General features: G+C 64.5%; 19 protein-coding genes. 10 read left to right on the forward strand and 9 right to left on the reverse strand.

Annotated features, from left to right (window positions below; translation table 11 throughout):
• Positions 1-2: 2 nt before the first annotated feature.
• From AC5Y5W_RS02095 to AC5Y5W_RS02110, 4 genes are read right to left on the reverse strand one after another with little or no spacing between them, the layout of a single operon-like run.
• Complete coding sequence (locus AC5Y5W_RS02095; RefSeq protein ID WP_500021968.1) at positions 3-872, reverse strand: alpha/beta fold hydrolase; 870 nt, start codon at positions 870-872, stop codon at positions 3-5.
• A gap of 17 nt (positions 873-889) precedes the next feature.
• Positions 890-1,282, reverse strand: coding sequence for a Rieske (2Fe-2S) protein (locus tag AC5Y5W_RS02100; protein WP_500021969.1), 393 nt, complete (start codon positions 1,280-1,282; stop codon positions 890-892).
• Positions 1,283-2,428, reverse strand: a complete 1,146-nt coding sequence (locus tag AC5Y5W_RS02105; RefSeq protein WP_500021970.1) for an amidohydrolase family protein — start codon at positions 2,426-2,428, stop codon at positions 1,283-1,285.
• A 22-nt stretch (positions 2,429-2,450) separates the two neighbouring features.
• Entirely contained in the window at positions 2,451-3,539 is a 1,089-nt protein-coding gene (locus tag AC5Y5W_RS02110) for an amidohydrolase family protein (protein ID WP_500021971.1), read from the reverse strand.
• 349 nt (positions 3,540-3,888) lie between these two features.
• Here AC5Y5W_RS02110 and AC5Y5W_RS02115 point away from each other — a divergent pair, with 349 nt between their 5' ends.
• Positions 3,889-4,887, forward strand: coding sequence for an acyl-CoA dehydrogenase family protein (locus AC5Y5W_RS02115; protein WP_500021972.1), 999 nt, complete (start codon positions 3,889-3,891; stop codon positions 4,885-4,887).
• Positions 4,871-6,043 (forward strand): acyl-CoA dehydrogenase family protein, encoded by a 1,173-nt coding sequence (locus AC5Y5W_RS02120; RefSeq protein WP_500021973.1) that lies wholly within the window; start codon positions 4,871-4,873, stop codon positions 6,041-6,043. The genes AC5Y5W_RS02115 and AC5Y5W_RS02120 overlap by 17 nt, the downstream gene beginning before the upstream one ends.
• On the opposite strand, the gene AC5Y5W_RS02125 is transcribed toward AC5Y5W_RS02120, so the two are convergent.
• A complete protein-coding gene (locus tag AC5Y5W_RS02125) occupies positions 6,040-6,642 on the reverse strand; it encodes a TetR/AcrR family transcriptional regulator (RefSeq protein WP_500021974.1) in 603 nt (200 codons plus the stop codon). The genes AC5Y5W_RS02120 and AC5Y5W_RS02125 overlap by 4 nt on opposite strands.
• Positions 6,643-6,690: 48 nt before the next feature.
• Between AC5Y5W_RS02125 and AC5Y5W_RS02130 the strand changes: the two genes are divergently transcribed.
• Both AC5Y5W_RS02130 and AC5Y5W_RS02135 read left to right on the forward strand, forming a co-directional pair.
• Positions 6,691-7,527 (forward strand): mycofactocin-coupled SDR family oxidoreductase, encoded by an 837-nt coding sequence (locus tag AC5Y5W_RS02130; protein ID WP_500021975.1) that lies wholly within the window; start codon positions 6,691-6,693, stop codon positions 7,525-7,527.
• 12 nt (positions 7,528-7,539) lie between these two features.
• A complete protein-coding gene (locus tag AC5Y5W_RS02135) occupies positions 7,540-8,742 on the forward strand; it encodes a cytochrome P450 (RefSeq protein WP_500021976.1) in 1,203 nt (400 codons plus the stop codon).
• 19 nt (positions 8,743-8,761) lie between these two features.
• On the opposite strand, the gene AC5Y5W_RS02140 is transcribed toward AC5Y5W_RS02135, so the two are convergent.
• From AC5Y5W_RS02140 to AC5Y5W_RS02155, 4 genes are read right to left on the reverse strand one after another with little or no spacing between them, the layout of a single operon-like run.
• Entirely contained in the window at positions 8,762-10,126 is a 1,365-nt protein-coding gene (locus AC5Y5W_RS02140; RefSeq protein ID WP_500021977.1) for a cytochrome P450, read from the reverse strand.
• A 5-nt stretch (positions 10,127-10,131) separates the two neighbouring features.
• Complete coding sequence (locus AC5Y5W_RS02145; RefSeq protein WP_500021978.1) at positions 10,132-10,335, reverse strand: ferredoxin; 204 nt, start codon at positions 10,333-10,335, stop codon at positions 10,132-10,134.
• Between the two features lie 10 nt (positions 10,336-10,345).
• Positions 10,346-11,206, reverse strand: coding sequence for a mycofactocin-coupled SDR family oxidoreductase (locus AC5Y5W_RS02150; RefSeq protein ID WP_500021979.1), 861 nt, complete (start codon positions 11,204-11,206; stop codon positions 10,346-10,348).
• 15 nt (positions 11,207-11,221) lie between these two features.
• Positions 11,222-11,923: an SDR family NAD(P)-dependent oxidoreductase gene (locus AC5Y5W_RS02155; protein ID WP_499896469.1), complete on the reverse strand. Its 702-nt coding sequence runs from the start codon at positions 11,921-11,923 to the stop codon at positions 11,222-11,224.
• Positions 11,924-12,180: 257 nt separating this feature from the next.
• Here AC5Y5W_RS02155 and AC5Y5W_RS02160 point away from each other — a divergent pair, with 257 nt between their 5' ends.
• The 6 genes from AC5Y5W_RS02160 to AC5Y5W_RS02185 all read left to right on the forward strand — a co-directional run bounded on the left by AC5Y5W_RS02160 (position 12,181) and on the right by AC5Y5W_RS02185 (position 19,013).
• Complete coding sequence (locus tag AC5Y5W_RS02160) at positions 12,181-13,713, forward strand: aldehyde dehydrogenase family protein (protein WP_500021980.1); 1,533 nt, start codon at positions 12,181-12,183, stop codon at positions 13,711-13,713.
• Complete coding sequence (locus AC5Y5W_RS02165) at positions 13,710-14,915, forward strand: CaiB/BaiF CoA transferase family protein (protein WP_500021981.1); 1,206 nt, start codon at positions 13,710-13,712, stop codon at positions 14,913-14,915. The genes AC5Y5W_RS02160 and AC5Y5W_RS02165 overlap by 4 nt, the downstream gene beginning before the upstream one ends.
• 11 nt (positions 14,916-14,926) lie before the next feature.
• Positions 14,927-16,102 (forward strand): Zn-ribbon domain-containing OB-fold protein, encoded by a 1,176-nt coding sequence (locus AC5Y5W_RS02170; RefSeq protein WP_500021982.1) that lies wholly within the window; start codon positions 14,927-14,929, stop codon positions 16,100-16,102.
• Between the two features lie 79 nt (positions 16,103-16,181).
• Positions 16,182-17,351, forward strand: a complete 1,170-nt coding sequence (locus tag AC5Y5W_RS02175) for a thiolase C-terminal domain-containing protein (RefSeq protein ID WP_500021983.1) — start codon at positions 16,182-16,184, stop codon at positions 17,349-17,351.
• Positions 17,341-18,153, forward strand: a complete 813-nt coding sequence (locus AC5Y5W_RS02180) for an MlaE family ABC transporter permease (RefSeq protein WP_500021984.1) — start codon at positions 17,341-17,343, stop codon at positions 18,151-18,153. Before AC5Y5W_RS02175 ends, AC5Y5W_RS02180 begins: the two co-directional genes overlap by 11 nt.
• The gene (locus tag AC5Y5W_RS02185) at positions 18,150-19,013 is read left to right on the forward strand and encodes an MlaE family ABC transporter permease (RefSeq protein ID WP_500021985.1); all 864 of its coding nucleotides are present in this window, start codon (positions 18,150-18,152) and stop codon (positions 19,011-19,013) included. The genes AC5Y5W_RS02180 and AC5Y5W_RS02185 overlap by 4 nt, the downstream gene beginning before the upstream one ends.

Here is a 19,013-nt window from a genome sequence, read left to right on the forward strand (position 1 = left end):
CGTCATCGGCTGCCCAAGAAGTCCAGAATTGCGGGCGCGGCCTGCACCCAGGTGTCAAACATGTTGAAGCGATCCACCTTTCCGGCGGCTCGCTCTTCGCCGGCCCGCTCCCAGGCATCCTCCGGCCACGGCGGATCGATGAGCTTAGAACCCTTGATCAGGCAATTGACTTCGAGTGACGTCCGCTTGGGATGATCCCAATCGTTCTCACCGCCCCGGATGATCAAGGTGGGAACCGTGATCCGGTCGAACATCTCGTCGTCGACGCCGGGGATGGTTTGGCCCGGCTTGGAGACGAACGCATTGAGCCAGCGCAGCATCACCTTGAGGAACTCGTCGCGGTCCAGGTCGAGCAACCGCTGCTTGTTGGTCGGGTTCTCCTCGATGCGCTCACGCCATTCGGGGACCTTGAGCAGTCCCTCGATCCCGCTGCCGCGTACCGCGAGAATGCTCGGAACCACGTAATACGAACCCAAGACGAAGGTTCCGTAGATACCGCCGACGATGTTCCACACCACGAGCTTGGTGACGAGTTCGGGGTAGAGCATGGTGGTCAGTATCGAGTCTCGCGCTCCGCCCGAACCACCGGCGATGATGCACGGCCCGGTATCGAGTTTGGTCAACAGGCCGTGCAGGGTCTCGGCCCGCATGTGCGACTCGCTCTGACCATAGAATTGCACGTCGGAGGCCCCGCAATTCGGCCGGTCCCACAGCAATACCCGATACCCGCCGTCGACTAGCGCATCGGCCAGGGGGCGAAGTCCGGGTATTTCCTTGCTGAACCGACCGCCTGGCGTCAGGACAATGAGATCACCCGAAGCGCCGAGGATTTCGTAGACGACATCACCGCCGTTGATCTCGATGGACGACACGCGCGTTCTCCTCAACCTCAGGCCATTACCAGAACGTCATTGCCGACGACCCGGACCGGGTAAGTGCGGATACTCCACTCGGGCTTGACTGCAGTGGTCCCGGTGGCCAGCTCGAAACCCCATTGATGCCAGGGGCAGTAGATGTACTCGAGGTCGCGGACCATCACTGCGTCGCCGGGGACACTCTCGTCGACAATGCTGCGGCCCCGTGCGCGTCCCGAACACAGCGGACCACCTTGATGCGGGCAGTAGTTCGCGATGGCGTAAAACGTGCCGTTCACGTTATAGACACCAACACCGTGGCGTCCGATCGGCACCAACTTGTGTGTGCCCGGCGGGATTTCGTCTACCGTCGCGACGACATGCTCGCGACCCTGTGCTAGCCGGGGCCGCTTGACTTCTTCGGGCATTCAGAGCACCCGTACCTGACCTTCGAGCACCGGAACCGTTTCCGGCAGATGATAAGTCGCGATGCCGTTCTTGAACATGATCGCCTCGCGCGCCGCCTTGGGCAAGTGCTTGACCAGCCAGCGCGGGTCATCGAACGTCCAGTGCGGGTAGTCCGACGAGTACAGCAGGATCTTGTCGCACTCCATCCACTCCAGGGCACGGGTCAACTCGGTCTTGTCCTCCGGGTAGTCCAGTGGCTGGGTGGTGAACTTGATGTGCTCCTTGAGGATTTCCGAGGGCTTGCGTTTGATGTCCAGCCACGACTTGCGGGCCTCGTAAATTGCGTCCATCCGCCACATCAGTGGCAACACCCAGGAGAAGGCATGCTCGACGAACACGATCCGCAGGGTGGGGAAGCGGTCGAAGACACCGTCGAAGATCAGGCTCATCACCTGATTGGCGGCCAGCAACGAGTAGGTCACCATGAAATCGTGGTTGTAGCTGGGGAATCCGACCGGCGGCATCGGTAGCTCTTCGAAGTGGCTGCGCGACAAGTGGCAGCTCACCGTGATGTCGTGCTTGGTCGCCGCGGCCCAGATCGGGTCATACTTCGGATCCCCCCACGACGGGCGTGGCTCGGCTTTGATCAGGATCTGCGCCATGTAGGGGTGCCCGGCCCACCGCTCGATCTCGCGAACGGTCGCTTCCGGCTCCTCAATGGCGGCACAGATCGACCCGCGCCACCGCTCGTGCCAGTTGTTGTGGCTATCGAGCCAATGGTTGGCCTGCCAGTCGTTCAAAGCGCATGACATCGCGTGCTGCGCTCCGGGTAGACGTGCCGGGTAGGCGCCGGGTTCCAAGATCGCGATGTCCGAGCCGGCTTCCATGATCAGCTGCCGGAACGCCATGTCCGGATCGCTGCCGGGGAACTCGCCGCCGGAGGGGAAAGTGTCGACACGCATCGCGTAGGCATGGGCGTAATCGGGAGCGTCATAGTAGATCTGCTCACCGATATTGCGAGCGAGGAAATACTTGCTGCGCCACGGTTCCGGGATGTACTGGGTCAGCTCACCACGTTTGGGCACCGGATGGACATCGGAGTCGACGCACCGGACAGCGATGCGCTCGGCTGCGGGCACCCGCTCTTGAGTCTGAATCGTCGTCATCGTGGTCTCCCTTGCTTAACTTCTACTGTGCAGCCACGCTGGCCTGGACGTCGATGCCGTAGAGCTCTGCCGCGTTGCGCCAGCACAACTTGTCGCGCTGCTCGGAGGTGAAGGCACTGGGGACCTTCACGTCGTTGCACTGCCAGTGCGGGTAACTGGAGCCGAACATCACCATGTCGTCCTTTCCGGTGAAGCCGAACCATTCGCCGGCGAATTCCGCATCGCCAGGGCCATCGAGACTGCCCTGCACGAAATACACATGGCCGGGCAGATAGTCGCTCGGCATCTTCGGTGCCCACGGCGTCTGTTCGAGGTGCGGCCGGCCAAAACAGTCCATCCGCCAACTGAACGGCGTCACGAAATCCGCAGCCCCGTCGGCCCATACGAACTTGACCGTGGGGAACCGCTCGAACACACCCTCGGCGATCATGTTCATCAAGTGGTAGAGGTAATTCAGCGCCATGAAGCTGACGTACTGCTCATAGGTGCGGGTATTACCGGATGGTGTGGGCGGGTAGGCGATGCCCGACCCCACCTCGATGTGCACGGCCACAGGCAAGTTCGCGTCGGCTGCCGCTTCCCACAGCGGCCAGAACTGCGGTTTGCCGTAGAGCTCGCGCGACTGCAGCGGGACGCCGATCTGCACCACCTGCGGGTGGTCTTGATACTTGGCGATCTCACGCAGTGCGCCGGCGATGTCGTCGGGGTTGACCCGGATGGTGCCGCGGAACCGATCGCCGAACTCGGCGGATTCCAACCAGCGCGACACCATCATCTCGTTGTGCGCGGCGCACAGTGCACTGCCGAGGTGCCGGTCGGGCATGATCCCGCGGCTCATCGGATGCAGCACTGCGACGTCGACTCCGCGTTCGGCGAACAGATGGTTGCCGACCACCGCGGGGTCTGAGCCCGGGTAGCCGAGTTCACGCCCGCCGGTGCCCTGCGCGTACTCGCCGCCGGGTGCCCCGTACCAGTCCATCTCGTAGTCGGGAAAGCCGCGGCTCTTGAACGGCTCACGGAGGAACTCGCGAAGGTCGGGCGTCGACGCGGAGAAAATGTGCACACTCGCGTCGATAACCGGTGTTCGTGTCCCGTCAGCGTGCTCGATCACGAAGGCCACCTTCCGGCTGCAGCGGTTTGACCGGCCGGGCCCATGTTGCCTGTCGATAGGTAATCTAACATTCTCGTTTACCGCCAATCAACGGATTTCCGGTAAGCGATTCGATTAATCATGGGGCTGCTGCCGGAGACCTGCTGTAAGCAAAATTCTTCCAATCCGAGAATAGCATTCTGATCCAGCCTGCGACGGCCGGTCCACGTCGCGCGGGCTTCTCGCCTGATAGCCGCGGTGCATGCCGATGCTTCGACCACAAGCGGTTTCGCCGCAGCTGAGATGGTTACTTTCGATAACGAGAATGCTATTCTCGAACGGTTGGCCACAGCAGCAAGGAGGCGCGCGAATGCTCTTGGAGTTCGATGCTGATCAGCGGCTGTGGCAGGAAACCGTGCGCGATGTCGTCGCCAAGCAGTGTCCGCCGGCGTTGGTGCGAAGCGTTGCTGAAGACGACGCTGACCCGAGCCCGGTCTGGAAGGTCTACGTCGATCTCGGCTGGACCGAACTGAACGATGCGGCCAGCGCGGTGGAACTCGCCATCGCGACCGAAGAGTTGGGCCGCGCCACCGACCCCACCCCGTTCCTGGCGACGATGACCCAGTTCGCGCCGTTGGCAGCCGATCGGTTCGACCCGCATCGCTCCGGGACTGCGGTCTACACCGGCGTGTCCGCGCGCCGCGACGACGACGGATGGGTGCTCGACGGCACCGCCCGCCACGTGCTGGACGGGGATCGCGCCGAGCGGCTGGCCGTGGTCACCGACGCAGCGGTGTTCATCGTCGACGCCGGCGGGGTAACCGCCCGGCGCACTTCGGTGTTCGACCCGGTGCTGCATGTCGCCGACGTGACGTTCGCCGGCGCTCGGGTCCCCGACACGGACAGGGTCAGCATCGACACCGAGCGGGCGCGTCATGTCGCGCTGACCGGTATGGCCATGACGATGGTCGGTGCCTGCCAACGCATCTTGGATCTGGTCCTCGAGCATGTCCGCAGCCGTCAGCAGTTCGGAGTGCCGATCGGTTCATTCCAGGCGATCCAGCACAAGGCCGCCGATATGCACGTCGCAATCGAACGCGCCCGTGCCCTGGGCTATTTCGCCGCGCTGACGATCGCTGAAGACGATCGGCGCCGCCGGTTGGCCGCGGCGATGGCCAAGGCCGCGGCCGGCGAGTGTCAGTCGCTGGTGTTCCGGCACGGACTGCAGTCGTTCGGCGCGATGGGCTTCACGTGGGAGAACGATCTGCAGTTCGCGCTCAAGCGCGCCAAGGCCGGCGAGCACATGCTCGGCGGCGCCGCCGAGCATCGCGCAATGATCGCAGAGGAATACCGTGCAGCTCACCTTTGATCCCGACGTCGAGACGTTCCGCGCCGACTTCTCGGCCTTCCTCGACGAGCATCTGCCTGCCGAAGCCGAAACGCTGGAGCGCCCACGGTCGGTGTCGCACATGCCGGCATGGACACGACGTTGGCAGCGGTTGCTGTTCGACAACGGCTGGCTGCTGCCCGGTCAGCCCCCGGAATTCGGCGGCCGCAACGCGACGGTGTTGCAGCAGTTCGTCCACCTCGAGGAGCTGTGCCGTCGGCGCATCTACCACAGCTTCAATCCGCAGGGCGTGAACATCATTGCCGCATCGTTGTTGTCGTTCGGCAGCGACGAACAAAAGCAGCGCTGGGCGGTGCCAATCCTTCGGGCCGAAATCACCGCGTCGCTGGGTATGAGCGAGCCCAGCGCGGGCTCCGATCTGGCGTCACTGCGTACCCGCGCGGTGCGCGATGGTGACCATTTCGTCGTCAACGGGCAGAAAGTGTGGACGTCAGGGGCGCACGATGCCGACGTGTTGCTGACCTTTGTGCGCACCGATCCGGACGCTCCAAAGCACAAGGGAATCAGCGCGTTATTGATCCCGACGGATACTCCCGGAGTGGCGCGCCGCCCGTTCCCGTCGATCTGCTCGATCGATGATCTCGATTTCAACGAGGTGTTCTTCACCGATGCGCGGGTGCCGGCCGAGAACCTGGTCGGGCCGGAGAACCAGGGCTGGCGGGTGGCAAACGGATCTCTCGGCCACGAGCGCACGATGATGTGGCTGGGTTTCGCTGATCGGCTGGATAACCTGCTCGCCGATTTCCGCCCCGCCACGGCGCTTGAGCGTGACCAGTACGCCACGTTGGCGATGGATCACCAAGCCCTGCGACTGCTGGGCTCGGTGGCGTTGGCCCGCGCCGCGCGCGGCGAGGAAGACGTGGCGGTCATCTCCGTGCTCAAACTGCTTGGCTCCGAGGCAGAGCGAAGCGCCAGCGAGCATGCGTTGTCGTCGGCGGGCGCCGACGGACTGTTGCATCCTGCGCTGACCGGACCGTATGCGCCGATGAACCTCGATCACTACTTCGCGAGTTGGTTTGAGCGCTATGCCCGCAGCTTCTCGGGCACCATCGCCGGTGGCACGTCGGAGATCCAGCGCAACATCATCGCCCAGCGCGTTTTGGGCCTGCCGCGCTAGTCAGCGGAGCGCACTTCGAAGCGGTCGAGATAGCGTTCGATGAAGTCACGGGTCGCATCGTGGCCGCGGGTAATGCCGAGGCTTTGTTCGAGCAACATGATGCGCGCCAGACTCGTCAAGATCATCGACATCACCACCGGCGGGAACTCGTTCATGTCGACGCCGTGGGCGGCCATTGCCTCGGCCAACGCGGCCGACTCCATGTCGCCATACCGTTCGGCGTAGGCGGCGATCTCGCTGCGAATCGCCTTGCGGTGGTTGGCCAGCGCCATGAACTCCAGCATCAACTGGGCGCCCTGTGTGCTGTTGAGCCGCCACAACGTGTGCAGCGGAGCGTCGCCGGTCATGGCTTGACTTTGACGCTGCAGGGTGGCCTCTGCCCCGGCCCGCAGGACAGCCACATAGAGGTCATCCATGCTCGGGAAGTAGTAGTGCACCAGCGCCGGCCTGACGCCGGCTTTGGTGGCGATCCGCCGCGACGTCGCGGCGGCGTAGCCCTCGTCGATGATCACTTCGGCTGTCGCCCGGATCAGCGAGCGTCGGGTCGACGAATCGCGGACGCCAACTCTTGACCGCCCGGCGGAAGGGCTGCTAGACATGGGCTCAGCATAATAATTGGGCGATCGCCCAAACAAGGAGAGGACGTAATGGCGGGTCGTGTTGAAGGCAAGGTCGCGTTTGTCACCGGCGCGGCGCGTGGGCAGGGCCGCAGTCACGCGGTACGTCTGGCCCAGGAGGGTGCCGACATCATCGCCGTGGACATCTGCGAGGGGTTCGCCAACTCGCCCGCGCCGGGCTCGACACTCGAGGATCTCGCCGAGACGGCCGAGCTGGTCAAGAACCTCGACCGACGTATCGTGACCGCCGAGGTCGATGTGCGCGACTTCGACGCCCTCTCAAGCGCGCTGGACGGCGGCGTGGAGCAGTTTGGCCGGCTCGACATCATCGTCGCCAATGCCGGCATCGGCACGATGGCCGACAAATTGCACAAGACCAGCGAACCGGTGTGGCAGGAGATGATCGACGTCAACCTGAGCAGTGTGTGGAAGACGGTGAAGGCCGGCGTTCCGCATCTGCTGGCCGGTGGCCGAGGCGGCTCGATCATCTTGACCAGCTCAGTGGCCGGTTTGAAGGCCTACCCCTACATGGGCCATTACGTGGCCGCCAAACACGGCGTCGTCGGCCTGATGCGCACGTTCGCCGTGGAATTGGGCCCACAGCTGATCCGCGTCAACTGTGTGCATCCCACGCACGTCTGCACACCGCTGTTGTTGAACGAGGGCACCTACCGCGGTTTTCGGCCGGAGCTGGACCACCCCGGTCCCGACGATCTCGCACCGGTCTGCCAGACGTATCACGTCCTGCCGATTCCGTGGGTGCACGCCGAGGACATCAGCAACGCGGTGTTGTTCTTGGCCTCCGATGAATCCCGCTACATCACCGGCGTCACGCTTCCCGTCGACGCCGGAAGCTGCCTGAAGTAAAGGAAACTCACCGTGACAATCGCGAATGATACCGACGTCTACTACGACCCGTACGACGTCAGCATCGTCGTCGATCCCTACCCGGTCTACGCTCGGCTCGTCGAAGAGGCGCCGATCTACTACAACGAGCGTTACGACTTCTGGGCGCTCTCGCGATACGCCGACGTCGAGGGGGCGCTGTCGAATTGGGAAGCGTTTTCCAACAGCCGCGGCGACATTCTCGAACTCGTGCAATCCGATTTCGACATGCCGCCGGGCGTGATGATGTTCCAGGATCCGCCTCTGCACACCATGCTGCGCGGAGTGATGTCACGGGTCTTCACACCGCGCCGGATGGCTGAGATCGAGGACCAGGTCCGGCGGTTCTGCGCGAGCTGCCTGGATCCGCACGTCGGCTCCGACGGATTCGACATCATCGCGGAACTGGCCTCGATGATGCCAATGCGGGTAATCGGCATGTTGATGGGTATCCCGGAGGCTGACCAAGTCAGCGTCCGGGACGCCAACGATGCCAACCTGCGCACTAAAGCGGGAACGCCGATGAAGGTGATGGACGCCGACCGGATCGCCGACGGGCGGATCTACGCCGACTACATCGACTGGCGGGCGAAAAATCCCTCCGACGACCTGATGACGGTGCTGCTCAACGTCGAGTTCGAAGACGAACACGGTGTGACCCGCAAGCTGACCCGCGACGAAGTGTTGCGTTACACCCAGGTTGTCGCCGGGGCGGGTAACGAGACGACCGGACGGCTCATCGGCTGGTTGGCCAAGGTGTTCGCCGAGCACCCCGAGCAACGCCGCGACGTGTTCGAGGACCGGTCGTTGCTGAACCGTGCTATCAACGAAACGCTGCGGTTCGAGCCGACCGGTCCGCACGTGGCACGTTGGATGGCAAAGGATTTCGAGTGCTACGGCACGACGGTGCCGGCCGGCAGCGCGATGCTGTTGTTGTTCGGCGCTGCCAACCGCGACCCGCGCCGATTCACCGATCCCGCTACGTTCAACATCCACCGCAACGACGGCCCACACCTGACCTTCGGCAAGGGCGTGCACTTCTGCCTCGGATCGAACCTGGCGCGCTTGGAAGGCCGCGTCGCTCTCGACGAGTTGCTCAACCGCTGGCCGGACTGGGACATCGACTACCAGACCGCACAACTGGCACCGACCTCGACCGTACGAGGCTGGGAGCGGCTGCGCATGGTGGTGGGCTAAGGCCCACCGAGGGAGAGCCCTAGTCGATGACGGCGACGTCCTTGCGCTCGGTGATCGGGCGGGCGAGTTCCTGTTCGTCGCAGATTCTTTGCAACTTCTCCAGCGTCTCATCGAGACCGGCGCCCAGCGGACGCCCAGGGCTGAAGGTGGCCGGCAGGTGCCGCATGCCCTGGATGACCCCAATCGTTTCGTAGTGCACCGTGCCGTCGGGGTCGCAGCGATAGTCCGGCATCCGGTCGAGCACTGCGGTCAGCATGGACTTGAACACCGTGCGTGCCACGTTGGAGCCGATACAGCGGTGCACGCCAAGCCCGAAGCTGAAGTGCCGGTTGCCTTTCCGGTCCAGAAGGATCCTGTTTGGCTCAGTGAACACCGCCGGGTCGCGGTTGGCCATCGCCCAGGAGATCCATAGCCGCTCACCCTCTTTGAATTGGGTTCCTTCGATTTCGACGTCGTCGGAGAAGGTGCGTCCGTCGCCGGACGCGGGGGTGAAGTAGCGCAGGAATTCTTCAGTGGCGGAATCGAGCAGGGTATCCCGCTGACGACTGAGCGACTCCCGTTGGTCGGGATTCTGCGAAAGCCATTCCATGGCATGCGCGGTCAGCGCGGTAGTGGTGTCGAACCCGCCGCCGATCACCAGGCCGAGATTGCCCAGGATCTCCAAATCTGGTGCCGGTTCTCCGTCGATCCGCGCCTGGACGAGCGCATTGACGATGCCGGGACGGGGATTGTCCCGGACTTCGATCATGTTGTTGAGCAGATCAAGGCCCATCTGGCGGTGCATGGCGACGACCCGCTCGAGGTCTGGCGAATGCTCCGGGGTGTACACCGCGGCGTGGGTCGGCTCGCTGTAGATCGCCCACTTCTTCAGCGGGATACCCATCATCGCCAAGGTCAGCACCGCCGGCACGATGTTGGCGAGATCGTCGACGAAGTCGATGCGGCCTTCCTCGATCTTCTCGTCGAGGCAAGCCCGTGTCACATCGTCGATGAATGGCGCCCAACGCTTGACCGCGGCCGGCGACAGGTACGGGTTGAGCACATTGCGGTAGTTGCGGTGCTCGGGCTCGTCCATCTCCAGGATGCCGCCGCGTACGCCGCTTGCCCGCTTGGCTTTCGGGATCGAAATGCCTTGGTAGCCCCGGCGTTCGCCGTTGACGTCATGGTCGTTGGAGACATGCGGGCAGCGGGCCAGCTCGAAGACGGCCTGGCTGCCGCCGGCGACCCAGTGACCATCGTAGGTCTCGCTCCACGCGATCGGGCATTTCGCGTGGATCTCCTCGGTGATCGTTTCGAACTGGGTTCGGTATTCCGGCGTGTGCCGGTCGAAGTGATACGTGTTCTTCTTGCGATCACTGTCGCTGACGACGTCGTCGACGCTCAAGGCCCTTAATTCCCTGTCTCTTCGATGCAGATGGCTTGCTCCGGGCAAGACTGGGCGGCTTCTCGCACCTGCGCTTCATGTTCGGGCGGAACGTCTTCGGTGACCGCCGAGGAATGTCCCTCGATGTCGTCGAGCACGAAGGAGTCCGGCGCGATCATGGCGCACAGCGTGTGTCCTTGGCAGCGGTCCGGGTCGACCCAAACCTTCACGTTTCTCCCCTTACTTGCTGAAGTCGTACCACTTCAGGTAGCCGCCGGCGTCGACGCGCAATTGCACACCGGTGACGTACCGGGCCTCGTCGGAGGCCAGCCACAGCACGGCGTTGCTGATGTCTTCAGGCTCGATGAACGGAATCCGCATCGCCTGCTGCACACCGAAAACCGGCTCGGCGTCGGCGCGGGTCGGGTTCGGCAGGTCCGGCCGGAACGACTGATACATCGGGTCGCTCTGCAGCATCGGCGTGTTGGTGTTGGTCGGGTGGATGACGTTGGCGCGAATCCCCAGCGGCGCAAGCTCGGTCGCCAGATCGTGCACGTAGGTCGACAGGGCGCGCTTGGAGTGCACGTAGGCCATGCCGCCGGGGTCGTTGCCCGGGTTGTCTTTCTTGGCGGTGTCCATCAGCGCCGCAGTGGAGCCGGTGGCGATGATCGACGAGCCTTCACGCAGATGCGGCAGCGCCACCTGAATGGCGTTGATGGTGCCGATCAGGTTGGTGTTGATCACGTCGCACCAAGCCTGCAGCGGCGGTTGACCTTTCATACCCGCGACGCCGGCCTGGGCCACCACGATGTCGACTTTGCCGAACTCGGCCAGACCGCTCTCCAAAGCGGTGCGCAACTCAGCGGCCTCGCGCACGTCGGCCTGGGCGATCACCGCAGCCTGGCCGGTCTTCTCGATGAGACGGGCGGTCTCGTCGAGATCCTCGGGGTGAGCCATCGGATATCCGATGGTTTCGATGTCACGGCAGAGGTCGACCGCGATGATGTCGGCGCCCTCCTCGGCCAACCGCACCGCGTGGCTGCGACCTTGGCCGCGGGCCGCGCCGGTGACGAACGCGACCTTCCCTGTTACCCGACCCACAAGTGCTCCTTCCGGTTACGTGTTGCGACCGCCGTTGACACCGAGTATCTGACCGGTGATGTAGCTGGCTTCCTCGGAGATCAGGAAGGCGCACGCCGCGGCGATGTCTTCGGGCCTGCCGATTCGGCGCACCGGTGTCGCGGCGATGTTCTTCTCGACATCGCCGAGATGACCGTGTTCTTCGGCCTTGCGCAGCATCGGGGTATCGATGAAACCCGGCGGCACCGCGTTGACCGTGATTCCGTTGGGCCCATACTCCAGGGCCAGCGATTTGGTGAGCCCGTTGACCGCGGACTTGGCCGCTACGTAGTGGGACATGTAGGGGGTGCCGGAATGTGTGCTCGACGACGAAATGTTGACGATGCGGCCCCAGCCGGCGTCCAGCATGTCCGGCAGCACCGCCTGGATCATATGGAAAACCCCGTTGAGGTTGACGTCGATGATCCGCTGCCAGTCCGGAAACTCGATTTGGGTGAAGCGTTTGAACCCGTCGAGACCGGCAGCGTTGACCAGGACGGTCACCGGGCCCAGTTGCTCGCGGATCGCCGACAACGCGGCGTCGACTTGTGCTCGGTCGGTGACGTCGGCGGTGAACGCGTACTCGGTCTCGGACGGTTTGAGGTCGACGGTGGCAACCCGGTAGCCGCCCGCGCGTAACCGCTCCGCGACGGCCAGGCCGATACCCGATCCGCCGCCGGTGACGACGGCGGTCCTCACGTCCCGACTCCGTCAGAGACCGTCTCGAACACCAAGAATCTCCCTTCCGATTATGAGAACCCTACTCTCAGACTGAGGTTGGCCGCAAGGCTGGGCAGAAACCGCGCTCGGCCTGCGAAGACAGTGCGGGGTTGGGGCGTCGTGAACCCCCACGAGTACGGCAGTCTCGTTTCTCCCGTTTGGTTGAATTCTCGTACCTGGAATGTATGATTCGCCCGGTATGAGAATGCAATTATCCATGTGTCGAGGAGGGTGAAATGGGTGCGCAGGACACCGTGGCGACGGTCGAGGGAGATCGGCAGTCCGTCCCCGGCGATAGCCCCGCGCAGTCATCGGCGGCCGACCGCAGACTCCTGATCGACGGTCGCCTCGTCACCGCACAACAGACCTTCCCCTCGGTCAATCCCGCCACCGGCGAAGTGCTTGGCCACGCACCAGACGCCGGCATCGACGACACGCAGGCCGCGATCGCCGCGGCGCGGCGTGCTTTCGACACCACCGACTGGTCCACCAACGTCGAGCTGCGGATCCGGTGTCTCGATCAGCTGCACCAAGCATTGGTCGACCACGCCGAGGAGCTACGCGCCCTGACGATCGCCGAAGTCGGTGCCACTCGCGCGCTGACCCACGGCCCGCAGCTCGATGAGCCGATCCGCATCGTCCGGTATTACGCCGACCTGCTGCGGACCTACCCGATGAGCGAGGACCTGGGGCAAATCGAATCGCGCGGCATGCAGCATCACCGCTGGGTGGAAAAGGAAGCCGCCGGGGTGGTGGGCGCGATCATCGCCTACAACTACCCCAATCAGCTGGCGCTGGCCAAGCTGCCGCCCGCGCTGGCGGCCGGATGCACCGTCGTGCTCAAGGCCGCGCCGGACACACCACTGATCACACTGGCGCTCGGCGAGCTGATCGCTAACCACACCGACATCCCGCCCGGCGTGGTGAACGTGCTCAGCTCGTCTGACCCCGCCGTCGGCGCCGCGCTGACCACCAGCCCCGACGTGGACGCGATCACCTTCACCGGCTCCACCGCCACCGGCCGAAAGATCATGGCCGCGGCCAGTGAGACGGTCAAGCGCGTCTTCCTCGAACTGGGCGGCAAGTCGGCCGTGATCATGCTCGACGACGCCGACTTCACCATGGCCAGCATGTTCGCAGCCTTCTCCATGGTCACCCACGCCGGTCAGGGTTGCGCCTTGACGTCCCGGCTGCTGGTGCCCACAACGCACCACGATCAGATTGTCGAGCTGATCGCGCAGCACTTCGCCAACGTGCGCCACGGCGACCCGGCCGACCCGAAAACCTACATGGGGCCGCTGATCAACGACCGCCAGCGGGACAAGGTCGACGGCATGGTGCAGCGGGCCGTCGCCGCCGGCGCGACCCTGGTCACCGGCGGCGAGCGATTGGATCCGGGCTACTTCTATGCGCCGACGCTGCTGACCAACGTCGATCCGGACAGCGAGATCGCGCAGGAAGAGATCTTCGGACCGGTGCTGGCGGTCATCAGCTTCGACGACGACGACGACGCCGTGCGCATCGCCAACAACTCCATCTATGGTCTGGCCGGCGCGGTGTTCAGCGCCGACCAGGATCGGGCGCTGGCGGTGGCCCGCCGGATCCGGACCGGGTCGTTCTCGATCAACGGCGGCAACTACTTCGCCGCCGACAGTCCATTCGGGGGCTTCAAACAGTCCGGTGTGGGCCGCGAGATGGGGGTGGCCGGACTGGAAGAGTTCCTCGAACGCAAGACGTTCGCGATGCCTGTCGTGGGGGCGCCGGCATGAGGCCGCTGGAGGGTATCCGAGTTCTCGAGGTCGCCATGTACGGGTTCGTCCCGTCGGCGGGTGCGGTGCTGGCCGAATGGGGCGCCGACGTGATCAAGGTTGAGCACGCGGTGACCGGCGACCCGCAGCGTGGCCTGCGCCAGACCGGCATGCTGCGGGTGGAGGGCGACCCCAATCCCAACATCGAGCACGCCAACCGCAGCAAACGCAGTCTTGGGCTGGACATGTCGATTCCCGAGGGCAAGGAAGTGCTCTACGAGCTGGCTCGCCGCTCCGATGTTTTTTTGACCAGCTTTCTGCCGGGACACCGCAAGAAGTTCGGCATCGACGTCGACGACATCCGCGCCGTCAACCCCAAGATCGTCTACGCCCGCGGCAGCGCGCTGGGCCCGCGCGGGGCGGAGTCGGAGAAGGGCGGCTACGACATGACCGCCTTCTGGTGCCGGGCCGGAACTGCGGCCACCATCACCCCGGCGGGTATGGAAGGAATGATCGGTCCACCCGGACCGGCCTACGGCGACACCATCTCGGGCACCAACCTGGCCGGGGGCATCGCGGCGGCGTTGCTCAAACGCGAGCGCACCGGCGAGCCGTCGGTCGTGGACGTCTCGCTGCTGGGTAGTGGTCTGTGGTCGATGGGGCACACGGTGGCGTTGACCGTCCATCTCGGACAGCGGTTGGAGGCGCTGCCGCCCGGTGTGCACGGCGCCCCCAATAACCCATTGGTGGGGCTGTATGCGACGAAGGACGGCCGCTACATTTCCTTCGTCATGATGCAACCGACCAAGTTCTGGGCCGACGTGTGCCAGCACATCGATCGCCCCGAATTGGCCGACGATCCTCGTTTCGGCACCGTCGAAGACATCGCCACACACACGCCCGAAGCCGTGGAGATCCTGAGTGCCGCGATCGCCGCCCGCACTCTTGTCGAATGGAGTGAGCGCTTCGCGACGTTGGCGGGCCCGTGGGCGCCGGTGCAGGACACCTTGCAGGCGGCCGACGACGCCCAGATCCGGGCTAATGAATATGTAATACAGGCAGGCGAACTCGAACTGGTCGCCAACCCGGTACAGTTCGACGTCGCGGCGCCCGCATCGGGGCCGGCGCCCGGATTCGCCGAGCAGACCGACGAGATTCTGGCGGACCTCGGCTTTGACTGGGACCGGATCATCGAGCTCAAGACGGCCGGCGCCGTCACCTGAGGGGACCCGCGATGCCGCACGTCGCTGCGATTGGCACCTACCTGCCGTGCTGGGGCACCCCCTATCACCGGACGGCGGGTGACGACGAGGACGCCATCACGCTGGCCGTCGAAGCCGGCCGCGCAGCGCTACGTGGTGGCGGCGCCGTGGAAAAGGTCATCGTGGTCAGCCGCAGCCTGCCGCTGACCGAAAGCAGCAACGCCGCGGTGTTATTGGCCGGGTTGGGCCTGGATCCCGAGCTGGAAGTTGACGAACGGCTGGGCGGAGCGCCGGCGACGCTTGACGCGCTGAGCTCGGCCCGTCCGCGCACGCTGATCATCGGCGTGGATCTCGACCCGGCCGGCGCGGCGGCGATTGTCACCGCCGAGGACGGATTGCATGTCCGCACCGCCGCCCGCATCGCTCGCAGCTTGCCGGTGCGCACCCGCAACGCCGTGGGAGTGGTGCACGACTACGGCGACCCGCGGCTGTTGCAGCAGCGCGGCGTGGTGGCCTCATTGAAGGCGGCCTGGGTCGACACCCCGCTGGCCGTCGCCGGCGTGGAACATGAGCAGGCCGTTGAGCTGTCCGCCGGTCAGCAGCCCCGGCTGCCCACGGTCGGCTCGAGTTCTGGGCTGTTTGCGCTGGCCGACCTGTCAGCCGCGCAGATGACCGGGCGCCTGGTCGCCGTCGAACAGGCCAGCCTGTCCGGAATTACGGTGGTCGGCGGGGAGGCGCGGATCTACCGTCATCAGCCGGTTGCCCGGGTGATGCCCGAGACCACGTTCATCGCCGGTAGCGATCTGGCGATTTCGTTGGCCGCCTACGAACGCGCCTTCGAAGCCAAAGTCCGCTGGGAGGCAGGCAAACACGCGGACAGCGACGAACTGGACTTTCCGCCGCGCTACCAGGTCGGCGACGACGGGACATTGGCCACCGACTACGAGTTGGTGCCGCTGCCGCGCACCGGCACCGTCTACACCGCGGTTTCGGTGCACATGCCGGTGCCCGGCCTGCGCACGCCCTACGCATTGGCCATCGTCGAGCTCGACGACTCGGAGGTGCGCGCACTGGTCAAGGTGACCGGCGCCGAGCCGGACACGATCGCGATCGGCGATCACGGGCGTTTGGTTTTGCGCAGAATCGCTGTGCGGTCGGGTGTTCCCGACTACGGTTACGCCTTCGAACCCGAGGAGGCGGCGGCATGAGGCGGCCGGCGACGATGCAGCGGGGGCACCCCCAGCCGCGCAGCGGTGAGGGGGACGCAGCGATGCTGAGGAGCGGCGCATGAGGCCAGTGGCCATCGTCGGCGCGGGCATGACGCCGTTCGCCGAACACTTCGCGTTGGGCATCAAGGACCTGCTGCCGATGGCCTTCGCCGACTGCGCGGCCAGCGTCGACAAGGGTCTGGCCAAAACCGATCTGCAGGCCGCCTGGTTCGGCGCGATGGGCACCACCGACGGATTCCCGTCGGGCATCCTGGCCGACGCTCTGGGCCTGACCGACGTCCCCGTCACCCGGGTGGAGAACTCCTGTGCCACCGGCAATGACGCTGTACGCAATGCGCTTTTCGGGGTGTCATCTGGCGCATTCGACGTCGCACTGGTCATGGGCGCGGATAAGCTCCGCGAAACCGCGTCGAAGGACCTGCTGTGGGAGTGGGAGGCGATGGCTCGGGACATGGCATGGGACTATCCGCTGGGCCTGGTCGCGCCCGCCGGATTTGCCCTGCACGTCGCGCGCTATCTGCACGAGTCGGCGGCCACCAAGGAGCACATGGCCATGGTGGCGGTCAAAAACCACCACCACGGAGTCAGTAATCCCAAGGCGCGACTGCGCTTCGAGATCACCCTCGAGCAGGCGTTGGCTGCGCCGACCGTGGTCAGCCCGTTCGGTCTTTACGACTGCGCGCCGCAGAGTGACGGTGCTGCGGCACTCGTGCTCGCCGCCGAAGATGTGGTCGACCGGTTCACCGACCGGCCGGTGTGGATCCGCGGTGTCGGCCTCGGACTGGATTCGGTGATGCACCAGCACAAGCCGGACATGACGACGTTTCCGGCCACCGTGCGCGCTGCCAAGCGTGCGTTCACGATGGCCGGCCTGACGCCGGCGGACGTCGACGTCGCCGAAGTCCATGACTACTTCACGGGTATCGAGCTGATCAGCTACGAGGACCTCGGATTCGCCGAGCGGTTCGGCGCGCACAAACTCGTCGAGGAGCAAGTGACCAGCGTCGGCGGCGCACTGCCGGTCAACCCGAGCGGCGGCCTGAAGTCCAAAGGACATCCGCCGGGCGCGACCGGGGTGGCACAATGCGTGGAGCTTTTCGAGCAGCTCCGCGGTGAGGCTGCCAATCAGGTGGATGGTGCGCGTATTGGACTGGCGCACAATATCGGTGGTCCGACGGCAGTATCGGCCGTCACCATTGTGGAAGGACCGGGCGCCGATGGCAAGTAAGGGGGCGGAGCGCTGGTCCACCGGAATCAGCTTGCCGAATGGCCTTTCCGGCGCAATGCAGGCCGTCGGAGGGCTTTTCGCGATGTCTGCTGACGCAGTGAAATTCGTGTTCCGCCGGCCCTTTCAATGGCGCGAGTTCCTGGAACAGTCGTGGTTCGTCGCGCGGGTCTCATTGGCGCCGACACTGTTGGTGGCCATACCGTTCACCGTGCTGGTCAGCTTTATTCTCAACATCTTGCTGCGTGAACTAGGTGCTGCCGACCTGTCCGGCGCGGGTGCCGCGTTCGGGGCGGTCACCCAGGTCGGTCCGGTGGTGACCGTGTTGATCGTGGCCGGGGCGGGAGCGACGGCAATGTGTGCCGACCTGGGGTCGCGAACCATCCGCGAGGAGATCGACGCAATGGAGGTACTGGGCATCAACCCGGTGCAGCGCTTGGTGACCCCGCGCATGTTGGCATCGGGATTAGTGGCCCTGCTGCTCAACAGCCTCGTCGTGATCATCGGAATTCTGGGCGGCTACATCTTCTCGGTGTTCGTCCAGGACGTCAATCCCGGCGCGTTCGCCGCCGGCATCACGTTGTTGACCGGCGTGCCCGAGGTGATCATCTCCTGCGTCAAGGCAGCACTTTTCGGACTGATTGCCGGCTTGGTCGCGTGCTATCGGGGCCTGACCATCTCCGGTGGGGGGGCCAAGGCGGTGGGCAACGCGGTCAACGAGACTGTGGTGTACGCATTCATGGCGCTCTTTGTCATCAACGTGGTGGTCACCGCCATCGGCATCCGATTCTCGAGCAAGTCATGACTGCGCGGACGCTGCGAGCCACCTATCCCCGGACGACCCGTGCCCTCGGCCAATGGCGTAGGCCGGTCGGCGCTTTGGCCGAGCTGGGTGATCACACGTTGTTCTACGGCCGGGCGATCGCCGGGATGCCGCACGCAGTCATCCACTATCGGCGCGAAGTCATTCGCCTTATCGCCGAAATCAGCATGGGTGCTGGAACTTTGGCGATGATCGGCGGAACCGTCGTAATCGTTGGATTCCTGACGCTGGCCGCGGGCGGCACACTCGCCGTCCAAGGCTATAGCTCGCTGGGCAATATCGGCATCGAAGCGCTGACCGGCTTCCTGGCGGCATTCATCAACGTCCGCATCGCGGCGCCGGTGATTGCCGGGATCGGGTTGGCGGCCACGTTCGGTGCCGGTGTGACCGCACAACTGGGCGCCATGCGGATCAGCGAAGAGATCGATGCACTGGAATCCATGGCGATCCGGCCCGTCGAGTACCTGGTCAGCACCAGGATCATCGCCGGGATGCTCGCGATCACACCGCTTTACAGCATTGCGGTTATTTTGTCGTTCCTGGCCAGCCAATTCACCACGGTTGTCTTGTTCGGCCAATCGGGTGGCCTTTACAACCACTACTTCGATACCTTCTTGAACCCCATCGACTTATTGTGGTCGTTCTTGCAGGCGGTCTTGATGGCGGTCGCCGTCCTGTTGTTACATACGTACTACGGGTATTTCGCCTCAGGTGGACCGGAGGGTGTCGGGGTGGCTACGGGTAATGCCGTCCGCACCTCGCTCATCGTCGTGATATCGGTAACGCTGCTGGTTTCACTGTCGATCTACGGCTCGAACGGAAACTTCAACCTCTCGGGATAG

It is taken from the genome of Mycobacterium sp. NGS51 (assembly GCF_059812525.1).